Origin of the sequence: Poseidonibacter sp. (genome assembly GCF_041821165.1) — a bacterium.
Taxonomy (GTDB): Bacteria; Campylobacterota; Campylobacteria; order Campylobacterales; family Arcobacteraceae; genus Poseidonibacter.
The window spans coordinates 1-25,107 of sequence record NZ_JBGUES010000019.1 but is presented as its reverse complement, the minus strand read 5'-3'; the positions used below and the strand labels follow the sequence as shown (position 1 = coordinate 25,107).

Here is a 25,107-nt window from a genome sequence, read left to right as displayed (position 1 = left end):
ATTAAAAGCTGTTAAAAGATTATCATTAAAAGTTAATATTGAAGATTTATGTTTAGTATGTTTAGCTGATTGTTTAGGTAGAGATATAAAAGATAAAGATAAGTGTCCAAAAGCTACATCTTGGCTATTACAAAAAGCAAAAGAGTTAAATATTGAAAACTCTGCATTAGTTCCTTTGGTTCAAGGTAGAGATTTAATTAAACTAGGGTTTAAACCATCAAAAGAGTTTAAAAATATCTTAGATTTTGCACTTGATTTACAAATTGATGAAAATATGAATAAAGATAATATTTTAGATAAAATAAAAAAATTTTATATTATGAAATAATTAATAATTTAAGTGTATCTTTACTAATTATCCTTTATAATCAAACAACTTTAAAGGAGTTTTCAATGAAAAAAATTTTAATTAGTACTTTAGCTACTTTAGCATTAAGTTCATCAGTTTATGGTGCTGCAAATACAAATACAGGTTGTGGATTAGGTTCTTTAATTATTAAAGATCAAAGTACAGTAGTAATGCAAGTTTTAGCAGCTACAACAAATGGTACATCAGGAAACCAAACATTTGGTATCTCTTCTGGAACTTTAAACTGTTCTCAGCCATCAACTGTTGCTTCAAATGATAAATTAAATAAATTTGTTGCTGATAATATGGATGAATTAGCATTAGATATTTCAGCTGGTCAAGGTGAAACTTTAAGTACAGTTGCTACTTTATTAAACGTTAAAGATGTATCATCTTTTAATGCTAAATTAAAAGCAAACTTCTCAAATATTTATGCAAATGAAAATGTAAATTCTGCAAAAGTTATTGATTCAATTGCTAAATTTATTTAATCTTTCTATAAATAAAGCCACTAAGATATTTTTTCTTAGTGCTTTATTTTCAAACTCTCTTTATTCATCATCTATTTTACTATCGAAAATTGAAGAAACAAAACTTTATGATGATACATACTGGTCAAAATTATTTCATTATAGAGATGGTAAAAGTGAAATAGACTCAGATAATTTTTTTATATCAAAAAATGGAAAAACTAATTTAAAAGAAGAATTATTTGAAACTATAAATGCTTTAACAAATGGAAAAAAAGATGTTTTATGTAGATTTCCATTAAGAGTAAAATGGCTTAAAGAAAAAATTCCAGCTTTAGAAAAAGAGATTAAAAATTACGAATGTAAAGATTTAGATTTATATATAAAAGAAATCGATGCAAAATATGCAAGTTTGATTTTCCCAAGTGCCCATATAAACTCTCCTGCTTCAATGTATGGACATACTTTTTTACGTATTGGAGGAAATTTAAATACTCCTCTTATTTCAAATGCAGTAAATTATGCAGCACAAACTGAAGAAACAAATGGTTTAATTTTTGCTTATAAAGGTATTTTTGGTGGTTACAAAGGTCAATATTCAATATTACCTTATTATAAAAAAATCAAAGAGTATTCAAATTTAGAACAAAGAGATATATGGGAGTATGATTTAAATTTAGAAGAAAATGAAGTTTTTAAAATGGCTTTACACTCTTATGAGCTAAAAGATTCTTTCTCTTTTTATCATTTTTTTCTAGAAAACTGCTCTTATAATTTATTGTGGTTATTTGAAATTGCAAGAGAAGATTTGGATTTAGTAAAAAAGTTTAAAGTAAAAGCAGTACCTCTTGATACAATAAAAATATTAACTTCATATAATTTAATAAAAAATTCAAACTTTAGATATTCAAAAATGGCTAAGATGAAATATATTTTAAATGAACAAATAGAAAATAAAACTTATTTAAATGATTATTTATCAAATGATATAGATTTAAATAATAAGCTAAGCTTTGATGATAAAGTTGCTTATTTAGACTTAAAAATTGAGTATATTCAATATCTAAGAAGTGAAAATAAATTAGATCAAAAAACTTATATTAAAAAATATCTAAAGCTTTTAAAGTTAAGAAGTAGTTTTGATAAGATTTCAGAATTTAATATAAAAAATCCAAAAAATCCATTATATTCACATGGTTCATCAAAGCTGAAATTCACTTATTCAAGTGATGATTCAATAGAGTTTGGAATTAAACCTGTTTATAATGATATTTATGATGTTTCAGATGGTTATTTAGATGGTGCATATATTGATTTTTTTGATTTAAATATAAAAAAAGCTGATGATAAACTTTTTATAGATAAATTTACTATTTTAAAAATCAAATCACTAGCTAAAAGAGATATAGTTTTTAAACCAATTTCTTGGGCTATTGATTTATCATATGAAAGATTTAAAAGTAAAGAAGATTATTTAAAATTAAAACCACAAATTGGTTTAACATATGGAAATGAAGATTTCTTTATTTATACCTTACTTCATTCAAATTTATATAATAAACTAGGTGATAACCTAATTTCTCTAGGAAGTTCAATAGGGGCTGTTTCAAATAGCATTAAAAATACAAAAATAGGAATAAATTATTCCTATGATAAATACAATCAAAAGTTTGATAATAAAGTATTAGAACTATTTTCAACATATAAGTTTTCAAAAAATAGTGCTTTAAATTTAAAATATACAAATGATGATTATGAAGATTTAAAAAAGCAAGATAATATTTCAATCTCACTTTTTTATTATTTTTAGTCTTTTTTTTATGGTCTAACTATATAATTAGGACTTCCATTTATAACATGGAAAATAGTTACATCATATTTTTTAGCATAATATCTTAAAAGTAGTTTTTGTAAAGTTGGCTCAATAGATGGTGTAAACCATGCGTTATTTGATGTTGCAATCATATATTTAACACCATTTAAATTCTCAAAGATTTTATCAGTTGTAGCTTCATAACAAATTGCATTTCTAAATTTTATACCTTTTACTTCAAAATCACTAGCTTGTGTTGCTTTTGCATAATCTTCTGCACCATCAAAGAAAATATCATTTATTAATTTTACAAAAAACTTAGGTAAAGGTATCTCTTCACCAAAAGGAACTAAAACTACTTTTTTTGCTATTTTAAACTCTTGATTTGAAAAATGATATGTTGTATTAAACATTTGTTCATTTTCTAAATATAAAGAACCTACAATAATATCAATATCTTTTGATTTATCTTTTAAAAATGTAAGTAAGTCCTCATTTTTATTTAAAATAACAGGTATTGACGTTTCAGGTAATATTATTAAATCTTTTTTTTCATTTATTGCTTGGTTAATTAAATCAAGATTTTTCTTAATTAAAATATCTCTATAATCAGCTTTCCATTTTAAGTTTTGATTTACATTTAACTGTGGCATTTGTATTTTTAAATTTGGATTATCAATATATATTCCTGTTTGATTTGTATATGCAAATAAAAGTGGAATAATAAAAACTATTTTTAATCTTTTTAGTTTAATAATAATATATAAAGCAAGTAAAACTAAAGCAAAAGCTTGTTTTGTTATATCAATATATGAGTCAATAAACATAAGTTCTAACTTAACCCAGTTAAACCCAAATGGAGCAAAATAAGTAAAAGCAAAGATTGCTAAAATTCTAAAAGTTATTCTATCATATAGGGCAAATAAACGAAATATAAAACCATAACCAAGACCAATTCCTATAAGTAAAACTGGTGTTAAATATGATAATTCATAATATTGTAAACTTGTACTTATCCAATAACACCATAAAATTCCTAAAGAAAAACCAGTAATAAATAAGGCTCTTGTAGGAATTACTAATAATAAATATAATCCTAAAATAGCCAAAACAGTGTTTAAAACTCTATATTGCACATCAAAATAGCTTAAGTATATAAAAGCACTTAATAAAACAGCTGTAATCAAGCCTTTTATTATGAAATTTTTGTTAGAATAATCGCGTTTTAGAAAAAACATAATAAAATACTTTTAAAAAGGAAATTTGATGGAAGGTTCGAGCACAGATTTAATTCAGTCATTACTACCTCTAGTTGCATTATTTGCAATATTTTACTTTTTGATTATTAGACCGCAACAAAAACAAGCCAAAACTCATAAAGAGATGGTGTCTAATTTGAAAAAAGGTGACAAGATTGTAACTAATGGTGGCTTAATGGTTGAAGTTACTAAAGTAGAAGATGATCATTTAGTAGTAAAAAACAGTGATGGTTCTGAAATGAAACTTATTAAAGAGTTCGTTGCAAAACTTTTAGAAAACTAAAAACTTTATTTAAAACATGTAATCTTTTACATGTTTTATACCTATCAAATAAAAACCTTACTAAGGACTCTAGATTGAAAATCTTTAATTATAGACTTGTAATATTCGCATTAAGTATTATTTTTGGTGTTGTTTTTGCAATTCCTTCTTTATTACAAACTGACAGTGGAAAAAAAATATCTTTAGGTCTTGATTTACAAGGTGGATTACATATGCTTTTAGGTGTTAATACACAAGAAGCAGTAACATCTAAAATCAAAACAATAGCAACTTCAATAAAATATTATGCAGAAGATGAAGATTTATTAATTGATGGATTATCAATTGATGAACTAAGTGTTGTGTTTAGTGTTTTAGATGCTGATGAAATACCTAAAATGGATGAAATATTAAAACTTATAAAAGGTCTTGATATTACTAAAGATGGTTTAAATTATACTTTAAATTTAACAGATGAAGATATTGAAAAAACAAAAGACCTATCAGTTTCACAAGCAGTTGAAACAATAAGAAATAGACTTGACCAATTTGGGCTTGCAGAACCAACTGTTGTAAGACAAGGTGCAACTGATATAGTTGTTCAATTACCAGGAATTAAAACACAAGCAGAAGAGAAAGCTGCACGTGAACTTATTTCAAAACCTGCAAACTTAGAGTTAATGGCAATTGATGAAGATATCGCTGATCAAGTTTATTCATTAACATCTTCACAAGCTGCTGAATATGGCGATATTATTTTAGAAGATACTAAAGATTCAAATACTAAATATCTAGTAAAAGAGATTCCTATTTTAAATGGTTCTCAAGTTATAGATGCACAAGTTTCATTTGATCAATCAAATCAAGCAATTATCAATTTTACTTTAAACTCAACAGGTGCAAAAATATTTGGTGATTTTACAGCAGAAAATATTGGAAAAAGATTAGCTGTTGTATTAGATGGTAAGGTTTACTCAGCTCCAAATATTAGAGAAAGAATTGGTGGTGGTTCAGGTCAAATATCAGGTGGTTTTACATTATCAGAAGCTGGTAATGTTGCAATTGCATTAAGATCTGGTGCTTTACCTGCAACTGTTAAACTACTTGAAAAAAGATCAGTTGGACCATCTTTGGGTGCAGATAGTATCAAAGCCTCAACTATTGCTTTAGTATCTGGTTTTATAATTGTATTTATTTTTATGATTGTTTATTATAGACGAGCTGGAATTATTGCAAATATTGCACTTGTAACAAATATATTTATTATTATTTCAGTAATGGCAATGTTTGGAGCAACTTTAACTTTACCTGGTATGGCAGGGATTGTTTTAACTGTTGGTATGGCAGTTGATGCAAATGTTATTATTAGTGAAAGAATTAGAGAGTTATTAAAACAAGGTATGTCAATTCCAAAAGCAATAGAAGATGGATATTCAAATGCTATGAGAGCAATCTTAGATGCAAATGTTACAACGCTTTTAGTTGCAGTTATTTTATATGCATATGGAACAGGTCCTATTAAAGGTTTTGCAGTAACTATTTCTATTGGTATTTTAGCTTCAATGTTAACTGCTATTTTAGGAACACATGGTATTTATGAAGCATTACTAGGGAAAATACAAAAAGATAAAGATATCAAAAAATGGTTTGGAGTTAAATAATGGAAATTTTTAAATCAGAAAAAATTTATGATTTTATGGGAAAAAGAAAAGCCTTTTTAGGTTTATCTTCTCTTTTAGTTATTGCTTCAATTGTTTTATTATTAACAAAAGGTCTTAATTTAGGTATTGACTTTGCAGGTGGTACAATCGTACAAGTTAAATATACTCAAAATGCACCAATAAATGATATTAGAGATACTTTAAAATCAACAAAATACTCAAATGCATCAATTACAAAATTTGGTAGTGATGATGAAATTATTATTAGAATTACAGGTTCATCAAGTGATATTTCAAATGATATTTCTGATGAAATGCATCAAATTTTAAAAACAACTGGTGAGTTTGAAGTAAGAAGAGTTGACATAGTTGGACCAAAAGTTGGTGGAGAATTAAGAGAAAAAGGAATTATGGCACTTGCTCTTTCAATGATAGTAATACTTGCATATGTTTCATTTAGATTTGAATGGAGATTTGCAGTTGCTTCTATTTTAGCACTTGCACATGATATTATTATTGCTTTAGGTGCTATTAGTTTATTTAGTATTGAAGTAAACCTAGACATCTTAGCAGCTATTCTTACAATTTTAGGATATTCATTAAATGATACTATTATTGTATTTGATAGAATTAGAGAAGGTATTCAAACTTCTAAAGAATCAATTTTAGAAAAAGTAGTAAATGAATCAGTAAGTAGAACTTTATCAAGAACAACTCTTACATCATTAACAACATTCTTTGTTGTTGCAACACTATTTTTCTTTGGTGGAGAAATTATCCATGGATTTGCATTTACAATGCTTGTAGGTGTTATCATAGGTACATATTCATCAATCTTTATTGCTGCATCATTCTTAGTTCAATTAAAATTCTCAATAGAAGATTTTAGATCAAAAGAAGCAGAAAAAATCAAAAGACAAAAAGAGAAAGATAAAATAAGAGCTATGTATGAGCAGGGAACTGTTTAGTAGTTTTAGTTATTAAAAGATAAAAAGGGGAAAAACTTTAGGTTTTTTCCTTTTTTTATATAGAGGTTATCTCTAAAACTGAAGAAGATAATAAATAAAAACTTTGATTTAATATTCTTTTTTATAAAATATAGATTATGAATTTATTATTTATATCTATATGGAGTAATTTATGCTAAAAAAAATATTAGACAAGTTTAACTCAATCACTTCAGATAATGGCAAAAATTGGTTACTTGCTTTTATTTGGATAGTGATTTTTGAATCTATCTCAACAATTATTGAATTTAAAAACATTGAATATTCACAAAATTATATCACTCATATGCCAGATGGTGTTTTTAAAGAAGTATTAATAGCTATTTTATTAGTTGTTTTTCTTTGGTATGGTGTTTATAATTTTATTTTTGTTCATAGAGATAGATTTTTCTTATATGCACTTTATGCAGCTGTTTGTATATATCTATTTTTTACTCATGATATTACCTTTACTTTAATGTTACATAATTTAAATCCTTTTGCATTGTCATACAATGAATTTAGTTTTTATTTGATTATTCAATTATTTATAAAAATTATAATTATTTATTTAGCATATAAAATGTTAATTGCTATTAAAAATCTAAAATCAAAAGATAAGTAATAAAAGCGATTTCTTATGATTTTTTAGTTACCATACACCCTAAAAAAAGTAATTCTATTAAAGGATAAAAATGGATTGGGGTAAAGTAACTTATATATTTTTCTCGCTAATGTCTCTTACAACTACTGCTGGGTTTATTTATGAACCAAATGCTATTGCATTATTTATAGCATCAGGGGTAAATGTAATCTCTACAATATTGAAACTTGGTGTTAAAAATTTACTTGCTGCAGAACTACTTGCAAGTTCATTAGTAGCTGATTTACACCTAATACCTGCATTTATGGTTTTAACTTTTATGAATAATGTAACTTTGGCTATTTCTTTAGCAATTGGTGCTGTTGTTGCAAATGTATTCTCAATAGCATTAGCTTTAATTGAAAGCGCAAAAAGTCAAGATAAGGAAGAATTTTAATGGAATATAATTCAAAGAATATTGAAAAAAAATGGCAAACAACTTGGAGTGAAACAAAAGCTTTCGAACCAAGTGATGACCAAACAAAAGAAAAAAAATACATACTAAGTATGTTTCCATACCCAAGTGGAAGAATCCATATGGGACATGTTAGAAACTATTGTTTAGGCGATGCTTTTGCTAGATTCTTTAGAAAATCAGATTTCAACGTTTTACACCCAATTGGTTGGGATAGTTTTGGTATGCCTGCTGAAAATGCTGCAATAAAACATAAACTTCATCCAAAAAAATGGACTTATGAAAATATTGATTATATGAGAGATGAATTAAAATCTTTAGGATTATCATTCTCTGAAACTAGAGAGTTTGCAACTTCTGATGAATTATATACGAAATGGGAACAAGAGTTTATCATTGAAATGTATAAAAATGATTTACTTTATAGAAAATCAACTACTGTTAACTGGTGTGAACCTTGTCATACGGTTTTAGCAAATGAGCAAGTAGAAGAGGGTTGTTGTTGGAGATGTGATACGCCAGTTGAGCAAAAAGAGATGCCTGGTTATTATGTTGCAATTACGAAATATGCACAAGAGTTACTTGATGATTTAGATGGTTTAAAAGAAGATTGGCCATCTCAGGTTTTAACAATGCAAGAAAATTGGATTGGAAGAAGTGAAGGTTTAGAGTTTACTTTAGAGCTTTCAAAAGATTCAAGATTTAAATTAAATAAATCTTTTTCAAATTATTCTGTATTTACAACAAGACCTGATACTATTTATGGCGTTACATATTCAGCACTAGCTCCTGAGCATCCAATTGTTAAATTTATAGTTGAACATAAACTTTTACCTGAAAATAAAATCAATGCTATTAAAGAAATGCAAAAAGTTTCTGAAAGAGATAGAGCAACGGAAGATAAAAAAGGTGTTTCTTTAGAAATCGATGTTATTCATCCTTTAACTGGCGAAACTATTCCTGTATGGGTTGCTAACTTTGTTCTTAGTTCTTACGGTGGTGGTGCTGTTATGGCAGTTCCTGCACATGATCAAAGAGATTTTGAATTTGCTAAGCAATATGATTTACCATTAAAACAAGTAATTGTAGGAAGTAAAGGTCTAATTGAAAAACCAACAGAAGCATTTACTAATGAAGGTGAATTAATTAATTCAGAAAGTTTTACAGGATTAAAAAATACAAAAGCTAAAAAAGCGATTTTATACCATTTTGAACAAAACTCTTTAGGTTCTAAAAAAATCAATTTTAAATTAAGAGATTGGGGAGTTTCTAGACAAAGATATTGGGGAGCTCCTTTACCTTTTGTTCATTGTGATTCTTGTGGATTAGTTCCTGAAAAATTAGAAAATTTACCAATTGCTTTACCTTCTGATGTTGAAATTACAGGTGAAGGAAATCCATTAGATACTCATCCTACATGGAAAAACTGTTCTTGTCCAAAATGTGGAAGTGACGCTAGAAGAGAAACTGATACTTTAGATACTTTTGTACAATCATCTTGGTATTTCCTAAGATATGCTACTAATCCAAAAGATTGGGAAACAACAGGAATCTCAAAAAAAGATAGTGATTATTGGATGGATGTTGACCAATATATTGGTGGAATTGAACATGCAATTTTACACCTTTTATATTCAAGATTCTTTACAAAAGCATTAAATAAATTAGGATATACAAACTCTAAAGAGCCATTTAAAAAACTTCTTACTCAAGGTATGGTTTTAAAAGATGGTGCTAAGATGTCAAAATCTAAAGGAAATGTAGTTGATCCTGATTTAATTATTGAAAAATATGGTGCTGATACTGCAAGATTATTTATGTTATTTGCAGCACCACCAACAAAAGAGTTAGAGTGGAATGATTCAGCTGTTGATGGTTCATATAGATTTATTAAAAAATTCTTTGAAAGAAGTGCAAATGTTACAAAAGAATCATTAGAAACTTTTAAAAACATAAATCATAAATCTTTAAGCAAAGAAGAAAAAACAGCTAGAAAAAAAGTTTATGAAGCTTTACAAAAATCAAATGAAGTATTTAATAAAACTTATACTTTTAATACTTTAATTGCTTCATCAATGGAAGCTTTAAATGCATTACAAACTCAAAAGAACGAAGATGTTTGGGCAGAAGGTTATTATATATTATCAAATATTTTAGAGCCAATTATTCCTCATACTTGTTGGGAAATTTCGCAAAACTTATTTGAAAAAGAGAATTTTAATAATACTATTGAAATCAAAGAAGAAGTATTTGAACTTGATTCAATTATCTTAGCTGTTACAATTAATGGTAAAAAAAGATGTGAAATCGAAGTTGAGCCAAATGCATCAAAAGAAGATATTTTAAGTATTGCAAAAGAAGCTTCTCTTAAATGGATTGAAGATAAAACAATAATTAAAGAGATTGTTGTACCTAATAAATTAGTAAACTTGGTAATAAAATAAATGAAAGCAATTTATCTTCTAATTTTTTTATTATTTGCAGGCTGTTCATATAAACCATCTAGTCATTATGCAAAAAAAGAGCTAGAAGGTAATGTTTTTGTTAAATTATTTATTGATATAAAAGATCCACAAAATGCTGTTTTAATTAAAGATTCTTTAAATGAACTAATTTTACAAAAACTTGATTCTAAATTAGTTCATGATGAATCATATGCTAATACAATTATGTCAATAAAACTAAACTCAGTATCAATGACTGAGTTACAGTATGATGAATTGGGATTTAATAAATTATATAGAGCAACAGTTGGTATTTTAGTTTCTTATACAAAAAAAGATACAGGTGTTACAAAGTCATTTACTGTAAGTGGAGAGCATAACTTTTCAATAGATGATGGTACTACAATTACTGGAACTAAGAGATTTGAAGCTATTAAAGAAGCTTCTGATGATGCACTTGATGAAGTATTATCAAAGATTGCAGTATCTTCTTTTAAAAAATAGATTATATGACAGTAGATTTTAAAAGCTGTAAGCTTAATGAGTTTTTAGAATATAAAACTCTATATTATGACAAGATTGATTTTACAATTGTAAAATCTTCTTGGGAACTTCTTTCTAAAGAGATATCACTTCCTTTTGTTATTCATATTGTTGGAACAAATGGTAAAGGAAGTACAGGTAGATTTTTAGCTCATTATCTTTTTAAATCAAATTACAAAGTTTTACATTATAGTTCACCTCATATTATTAAATTTAATGAAAGAATTTGGATAAATGGATTTGATGTAAGTGATGAAAATCTTGAAATTGCTCATAAATATATTCAAAAATTATTGCCTTTTAATTTACTTGAGAAACTAACATATTTTGAATATACTACACTTTTAGCTCTTTTTCTATCAAAAGATTGTGATTATTTAGTTTTAGAAGCAGGACTTGGTGGTGAGTTTGATGCTACAAATGTTGTGAAAAATGATTTATCTTTAATTACAACAATAGGACTTGATCATCAGAGTTTTTTAGGAAATACAGTAGAAGCAATAGCAAAAACAAAAATGCGTTCAGTTGATAATAAAATGATTTTAGGTTATCAAGTGAATTCTTGCGTTTTAGATGTTGCAAAAGAAGTAAAAAAAGAACTTAAAGCAGAAATGAATAAAGAAATTTCTATTAAAATAATAGAAGATTTTAATAAATACGGTTTAAATAATAAATTTGCAGACTATTTAAAAAGAAATTTACATCTTGTAATATCAACATTAGAAGAGTTAAATATTCCTATAAATTTAGAACTTTTTGATGAGTTAACTCTTTTTGGTAGATGCCAAAAAATAAAAAACAATATCACAATTGATGTAGGTCATAATCCACTTGCTGCAAATGTTCTGTTAAAAGAGTTTGAAAATAAAAAAATTACTTTAATTTATAACTCTTATGCTGATAAGGATTATAAAGAAGTTTTAAAAATACTAAAACCAATTATTAAAGAAATAATTATTATTGATATTGATGATAAAAGAATGGTAGATAAAAATAATTTAGTTAATATTATAAAAGAATTGAATATAATAATTCAAAATGAAATGAAGATAGATAAAAATGAAGAATATTTAGTATTTGGTTCATTTTTAGTTGTTGAAAAATTTCTTAATACAATGGGCCTTGATGAAGAATAGATTAATTATAAGTATAACAGATGTAAAAGGTACACGTTCATATAATGTACATAAGTTTGTAAAAAGACTTATATTTATTTTAATAGTTTCTGCATTATTATTACTTCTTGGAAGTTTTTCTTTTATAACATATTTAAATAATGAAATTGATATTGTAAAAGAAGAAAAAGAGACTCAACTTCAAATCCTTTCTGAAAAAGAAGCAAAACTTCTTATAAAAGTTAAAGCAAAAGCTGAAGATATTGAAGAATTAACTACTAAACTTGATGATATTCATGCCATGATTGGTGTAAGCAAAGATGCAAGTGTTGAAGAAATCAATAAAAAAACATTAGAAACTATGAATATTAATAATAAAAAATATTCACTTAATGTAATACCAAATGGTAAACCAATAGAAAAGATAAGTGTTTCATCAAATTTTGGTTATAGAATTAATCCAATTACAAAAAAAAGACAATTTCATAAAGGTTTAGATTTACCTACACCTAGAAGAACACCTGTTTATGCAACAGCAAATGGTGTTGTTGAATATGTACAATCGCAAGATAAAGGTGCTTATGGTAGAGTTATAAGACTTGATCATAGTTATGGTTTTCAAACAGTATTTGCACATTTAAGAAAAACAAATGTAAAAGTTGGTGATGTTATTAAAAAGGGTCAATTAATTGGTCTTTCTGGTAATTCTGGAAGAAGTTCAGGACCTCATTTACATTATGAAGTTAGATATGCAAATAAAGTGTTAAATCCAAAAAACTTCATTAAGTGGGATTTAGATAATTACGATAAAATATTTAAAAGCGAGAGGAGGGTAGAATGGGAGTCTTTAATAAGTCAAATAAACGAGCATCATCATCAGGAGCTACAATAATCGCAGCTGGTACTTGTATTATTGGTGGAATTAGTACAAAAGGAACAGTACATATTGATGGAAAATTTGAAGGTGTTATATTAGAAGCTGATAGTATTTCTGTTGGTGCAAGTGGTGAAATAATCGGAGATATTAAAGCTAATAATCTTACAGTTAATGGCTTAGTTGATGGAAAACTAGACTGTAATAAAGTTGAAATCTTAGCTCAAGGTAAAGTTATTGGTGAAATGAAATATAACGAACTTATTATTGAAACAAATGGAAAATTCGAAGGTCATGGTATTCAAAAAGATTCTGAATTAAAAAGTAGATATAACGAAATCGAAAATAAAATCAATAATATTGTTGTAAGTCCATCTGCTATAGCTCATGATAAAGCTTAAAGAAAAACTACAAAACCTATACTCTCAAAAAGAAAAAATTGAAGAAGAGATTAGAAGTATTGAACTTCAACTTCAAACAAATTTTTCTAAAGAGCAAAAAATAGAGATATTTAAATCTTTATTTATTGCAAGAAATGACATTTATGCCAAAAAATGGATAAGTCAAGATGGAAAAAAACAAGGATTTTTTGCAGTTACTAGAACATTTAAAGGTGAAGATTTTACACCTTTAACAAATAAAGAAATTGAGTCTCATCTTCGTGGAATAGAACAACTTGCTACTTATTGTATTGATTCAAATAATGAATCAAAATTTATAGCTTTTGAAATTTTAGATGAAGATAAATTTAAAATACAAACTATATTTAATACATTAAATATCAAAGCATATTATGAACTAAACTCATATAATTCTTTGCTTGTATGGATTTTTTTACAAGAGCCTATTTCAAGTAAAATTGTATATAACTTTGCTCAATATATTATTAAAAGAGCAAATATTTCAGCAAAAGTTTTTCCAAACCAAGAGTTTGCGACAAAAGAAAATCTTGGACTTAGTTTAGAATTGCCTTTGCATTTAAAATATAGAAAAAAGAATAAAACAGTTTTTATAGATGCAAATACAAATAAAATTTATGAAGACCAATGGATAATTTTAAATAATGTACAAAAGGTCTCAAAACAAACAGTTTGTAATTTTGCTGATGTTACAAACTCTTTAAATAATACAAAAGATTTTGGAAAAATAGAGTTCCCTTTTGAGACTATTTCTATGATTTTATTTGATTTTTTATATATACCAACTTCAATATTATCAAAGTCATTAATAAAAAAACTAAAGTCTTTTGCTTCTTTTGAAAATCCTCAAATTAAAACACTTTTGGCTTTGAGAAAACCACTTTTTAATACTCCAAGATTAATACAAGGTTTTGAAGAGGATGAAAATCATTTAATGCTTCCAAGAGGATTAAAAAATACAATTTGTGAATTTTTTACTCAAAATGGAATAAAGTATGAAATAGAAGATAAAAGAAATTTCGAAGAAGTGCAAACTAAAAAAGTAAAATTTACTTTAAGACCTGAACAAAATGACGCAATAACAGAAATTAAGAAAAATGATTTTTGTATTTGTGTAGCACCTCCTGGTTTTGGAAAAACTCTTCTTGGTGCTAAAATGTTTGAAGAAAGAAAATGCACTACCTTAATAGTTGTAAATAAAAATATGTTACTTGATCAGTGGATTGAAAGATTTGTAGATTATTTTGATTATAATAAAAAAGATATAGGTTTTTTAGGAAAAAGTAAAAATACTTTAAATGGTAAAATTGATGTAGCAACAATGCAAAGTTTAAAAAACTCACCAAATATTGTTCATAATTATACTTTTGTAATAGTAGATGAATGTCATCATATTCCAGCTGTTACATTTGAGCAAATAATTAAAAACTTTAAAGGTAAATATATTTTAGGTTTAAGTGCAACACCTAATAGAAAAGATGGTTTACAACCAATTTTATATCAGCAATTAGGTGATGTTGCTTATGAATATAAAAAGAAAAGAACTCATACTAATAAATTAGAAATAGTAAGAACTGATTTTGTAAGTCAAGCTGATAACTACGCAACAATAATAAATGAATTATGTGTAGATGAAGCAAGAAATAAAATGATTATTAAGGCATTAAAAGATAATATTCATAGAAAAATATTATTATTAACAGATAGAATTGAGCATATAAATATTTTAGAACATATGTTAATGCTTGAAAATATTGATTATGTTTGTATTCATGGAAGTATGAATAAAAAAGAGCAAGTAGAAAATATGAAACAAGTACAGCATAAGTCACTTATTTTAGCTACTACTTCATATTTTGGTGAAGGAATTGATTTTCCTCATTTAAATACTATATTATTTGCAACACCTATTTCATATTATGGTAGGTTAGTTCAGTATTTAGGAAGAGTGGGAAGAGGAAATCAAGAGTGTCTTGCAATTGATTTTTTAGATTCTAATAATGCCATGTTAAACTCAGCTTATAAAAAAAGGCTTGAGGGTTATAAACAAATGCATTATAAATAAAATAAAAAATTTAAACAAACAAAAGGAAAAAACAAAATGTTAGGAATTATAGTATCAACTATTTTTATTGCTTTAGTTATTAATCTTATTCTAAAAAGATTCCAATTACCTACGATTATTGGATATATCTTTACAGGTACTATAATTGCTTATGCTTTTGGATTGCATTCAGCGGTTAATAATCATGATTTAAAAGAAATCGCAGAGTTTGGGGTAGTATTTTTAATGTTTACAATTGGATTAGAATTTTCAATTGAACACTTAAAAAAGATGAAAAGAGAAGTGTTTTTAACAGGTTCTTTACAAATCTTAGTAACTACAACTTTTGTATTTTTAATATCATATTTTATTATAGGTTTAGATATAAAAAGTTCTATGGTAATAGGTGCAGCTCTTTCTTTATCTTCAACTGCAATTGTCTTAAAAACATTTAATGAAACAAAAGAGATTACAAAACCTTATGGAAGACGAGTTTTAGGTATTTTAATTATGCAAGATATTGCTGTTATTCCTATTTTACTTATGATTTCATTTTTTACTATGAACGATGATAAAAGTGTTGCTTTTATGATACTTGAAACTATTGGTGCTGCTATATTACTTCTTGCTTTATTGTTTTTATGTGGAAAATATTTACTTGAGCCTTTTTTAAATCATGTATCAAATACAAAATCAGATGAATTATTTGTAGCTTCTGTTTTACTTCTTGCTATAGGATCTTCATATTTAGCATATTATTTTGGATTTTCATACTCACTTGGAGCATTTATAGCAGGTATGATGATATCTGAAACAAAATTCAAACATCAAGTTGAAGCTGACCTTATACCTTTTAGAAATATATTATTAGGTGTATTTTTTATAACAGTTGGTATGCAGATTAACTTTGCTGTTATTAGAGATTATATTTTAGTGATATTAGTATTACTTCCTTTATTAATGAGTATTAAATATGTAATTATTTATACTTTAGTTAAGTTTGAAGATGATAAAAGAGTTGCTTTTAAAACTGCACTTTCACTTATTCAAATTGGTGAGTTTTCACTTGCAATTTTAGAACTTGCAAGAAGTCAAAGTTTGATTGATCAAACATACTCTCAAATTTTAATAGTAACAATTGTTATTTCAATGATTTTAACACCATTGATTCTAAAAAACCTTTCATTTGCTGCACAAACTTTAATAAAAGAAGATGCAATAATGGTATGTAATACTCATAGTATTGATAAAGATACAAGTAATCATGTTGTTGTTTTAGGTTATGGTAGATTTGGACAATCAATAGTAGAAGAGTTAAAAGCCTTAGGTCAAAACTACGTAATCATTGAACATAATATTAAATTTTATCAATTAGGCTTGGAGCGAAAAGAACCAATTGTATTTGGAAATGCCGCACAAAGACATATTTTAAACTCAGTAAATATTAAAACAGCATCAGCTGTAATAGTTGCCGTTAATAACCCAGAATCACTACACTTAATATGTGAGTCAGTAGATAGCTTAACTCATAATAGTAAAACTATTGTAACAGTTACAACAGAAGAAGAAAAAGAGTTATTAGAAGGTTTACACTTAGAGCATATAGTTGTTGAAACAAGACAACTTGCAAAATCTGTAGTTGATGAAGTAATGTATTGTAGAATTAATTAAAACTTAACTTTGTATGTGAGTATTAAAAGAGAGATTTTCTCTCTTTTAAATTTATTACTTATTCAAAATATATCTTTTTCTTGTACTTTCTTTAATCATATTAACATCAACTACAATAAAACCATCAACACAATCTGCAAAATTTGTATCAACATTAAAGCCTAAAAACTTAACACCACCTTCTTGTGCGATTTCACTATATTGCTTATACAGTGTTGGAACTGCTACATTCATACTTGCTAAACTTGATTTTAGAAATTTGAAATCTTCTTTTTTATCATTTAATAAAAAGAGCTCTTTTATTTCACTTATATTATTTGCATATTGATAGGGTAATTTTGCTTTTACTAAATCTTTTTCTTCTTTAAAATAGTGTGAGAAATAAAATACCATCATATCTTTTGCAACTTTTGGATATGTTGTACTCATTGAAACAGGTCCAAACATATATTTGATATTAGGATTCGCTCTTAAGTAAGCACCAATTCCATACCATAGATAATCTAATGCTCTTGTTCCCCAATATTTTGGTTGTACAAAACTTCTACCTAATTCAATTGAATTTTTCAAATAAGGTGTAAAATCTTCATTATATTTAAATAAATTATTAGAGTAAAAACCTTTTGTTCCAATATTTTTAAATATAAAATCAGAGTTTCCAATTCTATAAGAACCAACAATTTCTAAATCATTTTCATCCCATAAAATAATATGTTGATAATAAATATCATACTTATCAGTATCTCTTTTTTTATTTATTCCCTCACCAACTTTTCTAAAAGATAACTCTCTTAATCTTCCTAGCTCTTTTAAAACAATTGAATCATCTATATAATCGTAAAGATATATTTTTTTGCCATCTTTTGTTTGGCCTATTAGTTTTGAGTTTTTTAACTCTTGAATTAAATCTTTTCTATTTACAGGATGTGCTATTGCACTTTGAGTTTGAAAAAAAGATTTATTTGATTTTTTTAAGCAGTATAAATGTTTTTTATAAAGATTTAGTAAATATGACTTTGCTAAACCTTTGGGTGCTATGTTTTCATTTGGTATAATTTTTCCTATTTTTATATTGATTCTTTTAGATTTTTTATTAAACATTTCATTTGATAAAAGTAGTGTTGAAAATGTTTTATTTAATAAAGATATTGTATAAAAAGTTTTAGAATTTTTTGCATCTAAAAATATAGGTAAAATTGGTGCATTAGAGTTTTGTGAAAAATTTAAAAACCCTTTACTCCATGATGGATCTTTTATTCCTTTGGTTGTAGCTCGACTTACTTCTCCTGCTGGAAATATGATAATTGCTTCTTCATTATTTAAAGCTTCATATATTTTTTTTATATCATTTTTAGATTGTCTATTTTTATAATTATCAATTGGAATAAAAAGTGAATTTAAAGAATCAAAACCTTCTAAAAAGTCATTTGCTACAATTCTTACATCTTTTCTAACTTGTGAAACAAGTCTTAATAAACATAAAGCATCAAGACCTCCTAAAGGATGATTTGCAATTATTACAACTTTTCCTGATGAGGGAATATTTTGTAAATCATTACTTGAAACTGTGTAATCAAAATCAAAATAGTCTAATACAGCATCAACAAATTCAAAACCTTTTAAATGAGAATTTTGTATTAAAAACTGATTTATTGAATCTTCATGAACAATTTTTTTTGCTATTTTAAATAGTGATTTTTTTAAAAAGTTTTGTTTTTTATTTATATTTGGAAACTTTTTTTCTATCTCTTTTTGTACATCTATCATTTGTACTCCTTATTGCAATTTTATTAGTATATGGTTACAAAAAGGCGACATTGGATATTCAATAATTTTATGCTAAAATCTATTTTTTTTAAGGAAGCTAAAATGAATAAAACGGATATTACAAATATACTAACAGTGCTTATAATGGCATATGGTTACTCAAATGGATACGATACAATTTTTATGGTTGGTCTTTTTGCCTTAAGTGGTGCAGTTACTAATACTTTAGCAATTCACATGCTTTTTGAAAAAGTTCCATATTTATATGGTAGTGGAGTTATTGAGAAAAAATTTGGTGCATTTAAAGTATCAATTCATAACTTACTTATGAATCAATTTTTTACAAAAACTAATTTATCAAAATTTTTTGAAGAAGAGATGCAAAGTGCAAAAAATACAATAGATTTTGAAAAGATTTTAGATAAAACAGATTTTACACCTGCTTATAATTCATTAAAAGAATCAGTAATGGAATCATCATTTGGTTCAATGTTAGGAATGTTTGGTGGAGAAGCTGCTTTAGAACCTTTAAGAGAGCCATTTACATTAAAACTACAAAACTCAATTATTGATATTACAAAAAGTGATGAGTTCCAAGAAGTTTTAAGTGATGCGTTAAAATCAGAAAATTTATCAGATGATATTTATAATAAGTTAAGTTCAATTGTAAATAAAAGATTAGATGAATTAACTCCTAAAATGGTAAAAGAAATGATTCAAAATATAATAAGAGAACATTTAGGATGGTTAGTTATTTGGGGTGCTGTATTTGGTGGACTTATTGGTCTTGTTAGTACTCTTATAATAAAATAAATATAAAAAACTTAGGATAAAAGAATGGAAAAATTAGACGTATTAGTATTATTAGATGTTTCTGGTTTAGAAGATAAAGAGAAGTTTGAAAAACATTTAAAAAAAGAGGGATTTCATACTGTTCCTGATGAAGCATTTGTTTATACAGCAGAATCTTCAACAACAACATTTTCAACAAAAGCTTATATTTTAGAGGTTTTTAAAAAAGGATTACAAAAAAATACTTTTTTAGATGCAAATCTAATTTTTCTTTTAAATGAAACACCATATCCAGCATATTATTATGATAAAAATAGTAATGATTTTGAATTAAGTGAATCAAAAGAAGCTATATAGTGAATAATATATATGAATTTTTAAAAAATCTAAAAGATGAAAAACGATTAAAAGAGTGTCAACTTTTAATCGTAAATGATGATAAACAAGCTCAAGAAGCTCATGATATTGTTTCTTTTTTAGGACATAAACCTTTTGTATTAGCTGATTTTAGAGCTAATTTTGGTGATGACTTATTATCATTTTCTACTGAATTACAAGATATTACAAAAGCTTTAAGTGAATTTTACTCATATAAAAAACAAAACAAAATATTAATTGCTCCAATTAGAACTATATCTTTCCCTCTTCCTAAAGCTAAATGTTTTGATAGTTTTGAGATAAATTTTGCTGATACTATAAAAATAGAAGAGTTAAAATCAAAACTTTATAATTGGGGTTACTATTTTGTAGATATTGTAACTTCAGAAGCAGAAGCTTCTATTCGAGGAGATATTATTGATATATGTCCTTTAGGTTGTGAGTTTGGATATAGAGTCTCTTTATTTGATGATGAAGTTGAAAGTATTAGAAAGTTTGATATTGAAGATCAAAAATCTTTTAAAGAAGAGATTGAAAGTTTTACTATTAATCCTGCTTTTTTAGCTCTTGATGAAGAAACATACTCTTTAATTAATGAACAAGTTCAAACAGTATCAAGTGATGCTTTTATAAAAGATATTCACTCTTTAGGATTTTGGTACTTAAATGATTTAGGAACTTATTTACCTCAAGAAATGAACTGTTTTATTACAAAAGAATCACTTGATGAAATAAATGAAGTTTACTTATTTGAAGAAAAAAGAGTAAATAAAGATAAGTTTTTATCAACACCTCAAATATTCGCAAGTAAGAATCATAAAGAAATAGCACCTGCAAATATAAAAGAGTATATTAATTTTCATAAAGATAAAAAAATCACTGTAATATCTACGACTGAAGCTAAGGTAAAAGGTCATGATTTAGATTTAAATGATAAAAATATAAACTATGTTTTTGAGCCATATATCTTAAATTTAGTAAGTGATGATGAGGTAATAATCTCACTTAATAAAGAGATTAAAAAAAGAAGAAAGAAAAAGATAAAACTTGTTTTAGATGAACTTCAAGTAAATGATTATGTTGTTCACGAAAAACATGGTATTGGACAGTATAAAGGAATAGAACCTGTAACTGTAATGGGTGCAAAACGTGATTTTGTAATAGTTCAGTATGCAGGGGAAGATAAACTTTTAATTCCTGTTGAAAATATTGATTTAATTGATAGATATGTTGCTGATGGAAGCTCTTATGCTACTGTTGATAAGCTTGGAAAAGGTTCTTTTGCTAAGTTAAAAGAAAAAGTAAAAGATAGATTATTTGCTATTGCAAATGATATTATAAAACTAGCAGCAGCAAGAGAACTTATAAATGGTATAAAAATAAATACTGATAAACAAGCTTTAATTGATTTTGCTAAATCTTCAGGATTTGAGTATACAAAAGATCAAACACGTTCTGTACGAGAAATTTTTACTGATTTAAGTTCAGGTCGTGTAATGGATAGATTACTTTCAGGTGATGTAGGTTTTGGTAAAACAGAAGTAGCTATGAATGCTTTATTAGCAGTTATTTTAGATGGTAAACAAGCTATATTTGTCTGTCCTACTACACTTCTAGCAACTCAACACTATCATGGTATGCAAAAGAGATTTGAACCATATGGTATCTCTATGGCTAAACTAGATGGAAGAACTACAGCAAAAGAAAAAACTGAAATAAAAAAAGGTCTTGCAAGTGGTGAGATAAAATGTGTTATAGGAACTCATTCATTATTAAATATAACAGCAAATGATTTGGCTTTAGTTATTGTAGATGAAGAACATAAGTTTGGAGTTAAACAAAAAGAGAAACTAAAAAACTTAAGAGAAGATGTACATATTTTCTCAATGAGTGCAACACCAATTCCAAGAACACTAAATCTTGCACTTTCAAAATTAAAAGGTATGTCTTCACTTCTAACACCTCCAACGGAGAGATTAGGTGTTAGAACTTATGTAAAAGAGTATAGTGATAAATTAATTAAAGAGATTATTTTAAGAGAAAAAAGAAGAGGTGGACAGTTATTTTATGTTCATAATAATATTGCCTCAATTGAAGCAAAAAAAGCTGATATTTTAGAAGTTGTACCAAATATAAAAGTTGAGGTAATTCACTCAAAAATTAAACCAGCTGATGCCGAAAAGATATTAGATGCTTTTGAAGCAAAAGAGTTTGATATATTATTAGCAACTTCAATTGTAGAGTCAGGTCTTCACTTACCAAATGCAAACTCAATTATCATTGATGGTGCAGATAGATTTGGAATTGCTGATTTACATCAATTAAGAGGTAGAGTTGGTAGAAGTAATAAAGAAGGATTCTGTTATTACGTAGTTGAAGATAAAAAACAAATCACATCAGATGCGGTTAAAAGACTTCTAGCTCTTGAATCAAACTCATACTTAGGAAGTGGTACTGCTTTAGCTCACCAAGATTTAGAAATCAGAGGTGGTGGAAATATTATAGGTGAAGCACAAAGTGGACATATTAAACAAATAGGATATGGTTTATATCTAAAAATGTTAGAAGATGCACTTGCAAGTTTAAGTGGTGATGTAAAAGAAGAGAATAAAACAGTTGATATAAAGTTAGCAATTTCAGCATTTATAAGTGATGAATATATTCATGAAGATAGAGTAAGACTTGAATTATATAGAAGACTTTCAAAGTGTCAGGATAAAGAAGCTGTATATTTAATAGAAGAAGAAATGGAAGATAGATTTGGTAAGCCAGACCTTCCAACAAAACAGTTCTTAGAACTTATCATAATAAAAATTTTAGCACTTCAAAAAGGTATTCAAACAATTGGTTCATACGAAATGAATATCACATTTACAAAAAGTGATGATACAAAAGAGACTATTAAAAGTCCAAGTAAAGATGATGATGATATTATTGCTACGACATTGAAATATCTCAGAAAATAGTAATAAAATTAAAAAATAACAAAAAATGAAGTTTAATAAAAAAGCAAAAGAGAAGTGAAAATCGCTAGAAAACACTGTCTCTTCTGTAAAAAGTTAGTTCGCTATAACTTGTATTTAAAATATAATAATAATTGTATGTATTTGATTGAAAAATCTATAATATATTTATTTCGGGATTATAGTGAAAAAAACTTATAAAAACTTTAAGTAAATATTTTATTGGTTTTTTTCATTAAAAATTAATTCACATACAACCTGTGCATGATCACTTTGTAATAATGAACCATCATGATTATTTTCAAGATGTTCATTAAATATTTCATATGAACTTACTTTTGAAATATGCTCTTTTTCATTTTTATCAAAATGTTTTGAAACAAAAATATAATCCAATACATTTCCTTTTCCTACAAAATAACTAGTAGGAGTTCTCTCTTCTTGTGTTGCCTCAGGATGTGGATTATATACTTCTTTTTCAAACAGATTATTTGCATCTAATAAGTGTAAATCTTCAAGACTATTTTCATCATGATATTTTTCATTTGTTAAAGCATCAATTGTAATTGAAAACTCTTTATCATTTAAATCACATAAAAAAATTGTTGGAGTATCAATTGTTTTTTTGATATTAAAAAATAGTGATGATGCTTCGCAAAGTCTTTGTTTTAAAGAGTTTGAAAACCCTTCTTCCAAGGCTTTATTTACTTGCTCTTTTTTATCTTCTAATGTATGAGATTTATTAAATACATATTCAAACTCATTATCTCTATTAGATTTTAAATGTGCTACATAAACTAATAAATCTTGATTATTTGCTAAAGTAATACTTGCTTTTATAGGAATTCTTGAAAAAGAAAATGTATCATAAAAATCATGTTTTTTTAAACTTTTAAAGTTTGGCTTTACGGTATGTAGTTTTGTAATTGGATATTTTGAAGCAATTGCAACTGTTGTGCTTATATACACTTTAGGATTTTTTTTAGATGTGTTTGCAATATCAACTGTTTTAAAATAATTAAAACCAAGCTCTTGAACAAGCTCTTTTAATGCTTTTGATGAAAAAACTTCTTGAAATCCAATGATATCACAATCCATTTTTTTAATCTGTTTTTTAATCCACGACGTTTTTTCTTCCCATTGTATTGGGTTGAACTTTTCTTTTTTTGTATACCAAGAGTAAGGAGGTTTTACAAATTGATAGAGGTTAAATGTGCCTATTCTTATTTTCATAATAAAAGTATATCAAAATATTCAACAATCTTTGGTTATGATTGCAAGATGAAAAAAACATATGATGTAATAATAATAGGTTCAGGTGGCGCTGGAATGATAGCTGCCATAACTGCAAGAAAACAAGGTAAAAAGGTTTTACTTTTAGAAAAACTTCCAACTCTTGGTGCAAAACTAAAAGCAACAGGTGGAGGAAAATGTAATCTTACTAATACTTTAAGTAGTGAAGATTTTATGAAATCTTTTGGTAAAAATGGTCGTTTTATGAGTACAGCAATAAATATGTTAAATAAAGATGACTTAAGAGAGTTCTTTTTAAGTATTGGTGTTCAAACAGATACTAAAGATGGCTTTAGAATATTTCCTGTAACTCACAACTCTTCTACTATTATAAAAGCATTAGAAGCTGAGTTAAATAGATTAGAAGTTGAAGTTTTATGTGATACAAAAGTTGAAAGACTACTTTTTGATGGTGAAAGTATTACAGGTGTACAAACACAAAATGAAAAGTTTAATTCATCTAATGTAATTGTAGCAACAGGAGGTTTAGGTTTTCCAATGCTTGGTGCTAATGGTGATGGTTATGAGTTTGCAAAAGAGTTAGGACATAAAGTTACAGACCTTTATCCTGCAATGCTTCCTATTTATGTAAAAGAAACATGGGTAGCAAATTGTACTGCTGATACAATTGCAAAAGCAATTATAAGAGTTGATTTAAAAAAAGCAAAAAAACTAAAAGCAGTTGGTGATTTAATCTTTACCTCAAAAGGTTTAAGAGGTCCAGTTATTTTAGATTTTTCAAGAGAAATCACACCTTTATTAGAACAATATGAGCAAGTACCACTTTTAATAAATATGGTTAAAGGTAAAAATGAAGATGAAATTTTACAACATATAAAAAAACAAACAGCATTAAATCCTGATGCTAATGTTGTTGAAATAGTATCAACATTACTTCCTGCTTCTGTTTCAAAAGAGTTATGTTTAATAGTAGGAGCTATTTTAG

The 25,107-nt window shown here is 26.3% G+C and carries 21 protein-coding genes and 1 pseudogene; 19 read left to right on the top strand and 3 right to left on the bottom strand.

Annotated elements, in window-relative coordinates; translation table 11 throughout:
* The 3 genes and pseudogenes from ACERKK_RS03265 to ACERKK_RS03255 form a co-directional block, all read left to right on the top strand.
* Positions 1-328, top strand: a pseudogene (locus ACERKK_RS03265) (hypothetical protein); the annotation flags it as partial.
* 65 nt (positions 329-393) lie between these two features.
* Positions 394-840 carry a DUF3015 family protein gene (locus tag ACERKK_RS03260; RefSeq protein WP_373771648.1) on the top strand — a complete coding sequence of 149 codons (447 nt, stop codon included), beginning with the start codon at positions 394-396 and terminating at the stop codon, positions 838-840.
* A complete protein-coding gene (locus tag ACERKK_RS03255) occupies positions 824-2,629 on the top strand; it encodes a DUF4105 domain-containing protein (RefSeq protein ID WP_373771647.1) in 1,806 nt (601 codons plus the stop codon). Before ACERKK_RS03260 ends, ACERKK_RS03255 begins: the two co-directional genes overlap by 17 nt.
* Before the next feature lie 8 nt (positions 2,630-2,637).
* On the opposite strand, the gene ACERKK_RS03250 is transcribed toward ACERKK_RS03255, so the two are convergent.
* Entirely contained in the window at positions 2,638-3,870 is a 1,233-nt protein-coding gene (locus ACERKK_RS03250; RefSeq protein ID WP_373771646.1) for an apolipoprotein N-acyltransferase, read from the bottom strand.
* A gap of 28 nt (positions 3,871-3,898) precedes the next feature.
* Between ACERKK_RS03250 and yajC the strand changes: the two genes are divergently transcribed.
* The 12 genes from yajC to ACERKK_RS03190 all read left to right on the top strand — a co-directional run bounded on the left by yajC (position 3,899) and on the right by ACERKK_RS03190 (position 16,968).
* Entirely contained in the window at positions 3,899-4,174 is a 276-nt protein-coding gene (gene yajC / locus ACERKK_RS03245) for a preprotein translocase subunit YajC (RefSeq protein ID WP_373771645.1), read from the top strand.
* A gap of 74 nt (positions 4,175-4,248) precedes the next feature.
* Positions 4,249-5,814 carry a protein translocase subunit SecD gene (gene secD / locus ACERKK_RS03240; RefSeq protein ID WP_373771644.1) on the top strand — a complete coding sequence of 522 codons (1,566 nt, stop codon included), beginning with the start codon at positions 4,249-4,251 and terminating at the stop codon, positions 5,812-5,814.
* Positions 5,814-6,782, top strand: coding sequence for a protein translocase subunit SecF (gene secF / locus ACERKK_RS03235; RefSeq protein WP_373771643.1), 969 nt, complete (start codon positions 5,814-5,816; stop codon positions 6,780-6,782). Before secD ends, secF begins: the two co-directional genes overlap by 1 nt.
* 172 nt (positions 6,783-6,954) lie before the next feature.
* A complete protein-coding gene (locus tag ACERKK_RS03230) occupies positions 6,955-7,425 on the top strand; it encodes a hypothetical protein (RefSeq protein WP_373771642.1) in 471 nt (156 codons plus the stop codon).
* A gap of 70 nt (positions 7,426-7,495) precedes the next feature.
* Complete coding sequence (locus ACERKK_RS03225) at positions 7,496-7,840, top strand: DUF6394 family protein (protein ID WP_373771641.1); 345 nt, start codon at positions 7,496-7,498, stop codon at positions 7,838-7,840.
* Positions 7,840-10,302, top strand: coding sequence for a leucine--tRNA ligase (gene leuS / locus ACERKK_RS03220; RefSeq protein ID WP_373771640.1), 2,463 nt, complete (start codon positions 7,840-7,842; stop codon positions 10,300-10,302). The genes ACERKK_RS03225 and leuS overlap by 1 nt, the downstream gene beginning before the upstream one ends.
* Positions 10,303-10,806 (top strand): LPS assembly lipoprotein LptE, encoded by a 504-nt coding sequence (lptE, locus tag ACERKK_RS03215; protein WP_373771639.1) that lies wholly within the window; start codon positions 10,303-10,305, stop codon positions 10,804-10,806. It abuts the gene before it with no gap.
* A 5-nt stretch (positions 10,807-10,811) separates the two neighbouring features.
* Positions 10,812-11,981: a Mur ligase family protein gene (locus tag ACERKK_RS03210; RefSeq protein WP_373771638.1), complete on the top strand. Its 1,170-nt coding sequence runs from the start codon at positions 10,812-10,814 to the stop codon at positions 11,979-11,981.
* Positions 11,971-12,852 (top strand): M23 family metallopeptidase, encoded by an 882-nt coding sequence (locus ACERKK_RS03205; protein WP_373771637.1) that lies wholly within the window; start codon positions 11,971-11,973, stop codon positions 12,850-12,852. The genes ACERKK_RS03210 and ACERKK_RS03205 overlap by 11 nt, the downstream gene beginning before the upstream one ends.
* Positions 12,798-13,235, top strand: coding sequence for a polymer-forming cytoskeletal protein (locus ACERKK_RS03200; RefSeq protein ID WP_373771636.1), 438 nt, complete (start codon positions 12,798-12,800; stop codon positions 13,233-13,235). Before ACERKK_RS03205 ends, ACERKK_RS03200 begins: the two co-directional genes overlap by 55 nt.
* The gene (locus ACERKK_RS03195; protein ID WP_373771635.1) at positions 13,222-15,318 is read left to right on the top strand and encodes a DEAD/DEAH box helicase family protein; all 2,097 of its coding nucleotides are present in this window, start codon (positions 13,222-13,224) and stop codon (positions 15,316-15,318) included. Before ACERKK_RS03200 ends, ACERKK_RS03195 begins: the two co-directional genes overlap by 14 nt.
* Positions 15,319-15,354: 36 nt before the next feature.
* Positions 15,355-16,968: a cation:proton antiporter gene (locus ACERKK_RS03190; RefSeq protein WP_373771634.1), complete on the top strand. Its 1,614-nt coding sequence runs from the start codon at positions 15,355-15,357 to the stop codon at positions 16,966-16,968.
* A 54-nt stretch (positions 16,969-17,022) separates the two neighbouring features.
* On the opposite strand, the gene ACERKK_RS03185 is transcribed toward ACERKK_RS03190, so the two are convergent.
* Complete coding sequence (locus tag ACERKK_RS03185) at positions 17,023-18,735, bottom strand: lysophospholipid acyltransferase family protein (RefSeq protein ID WP_373771633.1); 1,713 nt, start codon at positions 18,733-18,735, stop codon at positions 17,023-17,025.
* A gap of 102 nt (positions 18,736-18,837) precedes the next feature.
* Between ACERKK_RS03185 and ACERKK_RS03180 the strand changes: the two genes are divergently transcribed.
* The 3 genes from ACERKK_RS03180 to mfd are packed head-to-tail and all read left to right on the top strand — an operon-like array spanning position 18,838 to position 22,871.
* On the top strand, positions 18,838-19,548 hold the full coding sequence (locus tag ACERKK_RS03180) for a DUF445 family protein (RefSeq protein WP_373771632.1): 711 nt from the start codon (positions 18,838-18,840) through the stop codon (positions 19,546-19,548).
* Between the two features lie 24 nt (positions 19,549-19,572).
* Positions 19,573-19,884 (top strand): hypothetical protein, encoded by a 312-nt coding sequence (locus ACERKK_RS03175; protein WP_373771631.1) that lies wholly within the window; start codon positions 19,573-19,575, stop codon positions 19,882-19,884.
* Positions 19,884-22,871 (top strand): transcription-repair coupling factor, encoded by a 2,988-nt coding sequence (mfd, locus tag ACERKK_RS03170; protein ID WP_373771630.1) that lies wholly within the window; start codon positions 19,884-19,886, stop codon positions 22,869-22,871. The genes ACERKK_RS03175 and mfd overlap by 1 nt, the downstream gene beginning before the upstream one ends.
* 216 nt (positions 22,872-23,087) lie before the next feature.
* Here the strand turns inward: mfd and ACERKK_RS03165 are convergent, their stop codons facing one another.
* On the bottom strand, positions 23,088-24,101 hold the full coding sequence (locus ACERKK_RS03165; protein ID WP_373771629.1) for an endonuclease/exonuclease/phosphatase family protein: 1,014 nt from the start codon (positions 24,099-24,101) through the stop codon (positions 23,088-23,090).
* Positions 24,102-24,149: 48 nt separating this feature from the next.
* Between ACERKK_RS03165 and ACERKK_RS03160 the strand changes: the two genes are divergently transcribed.
* A partial coding sequence (locus ACERKK_RS03160; protein WP_373771628.1) for an aminoacetone oxidase family FAD-binding enzyme occupies positions 24,150-25,107 on the top strand: 958 nt, incomplete at its 3' end.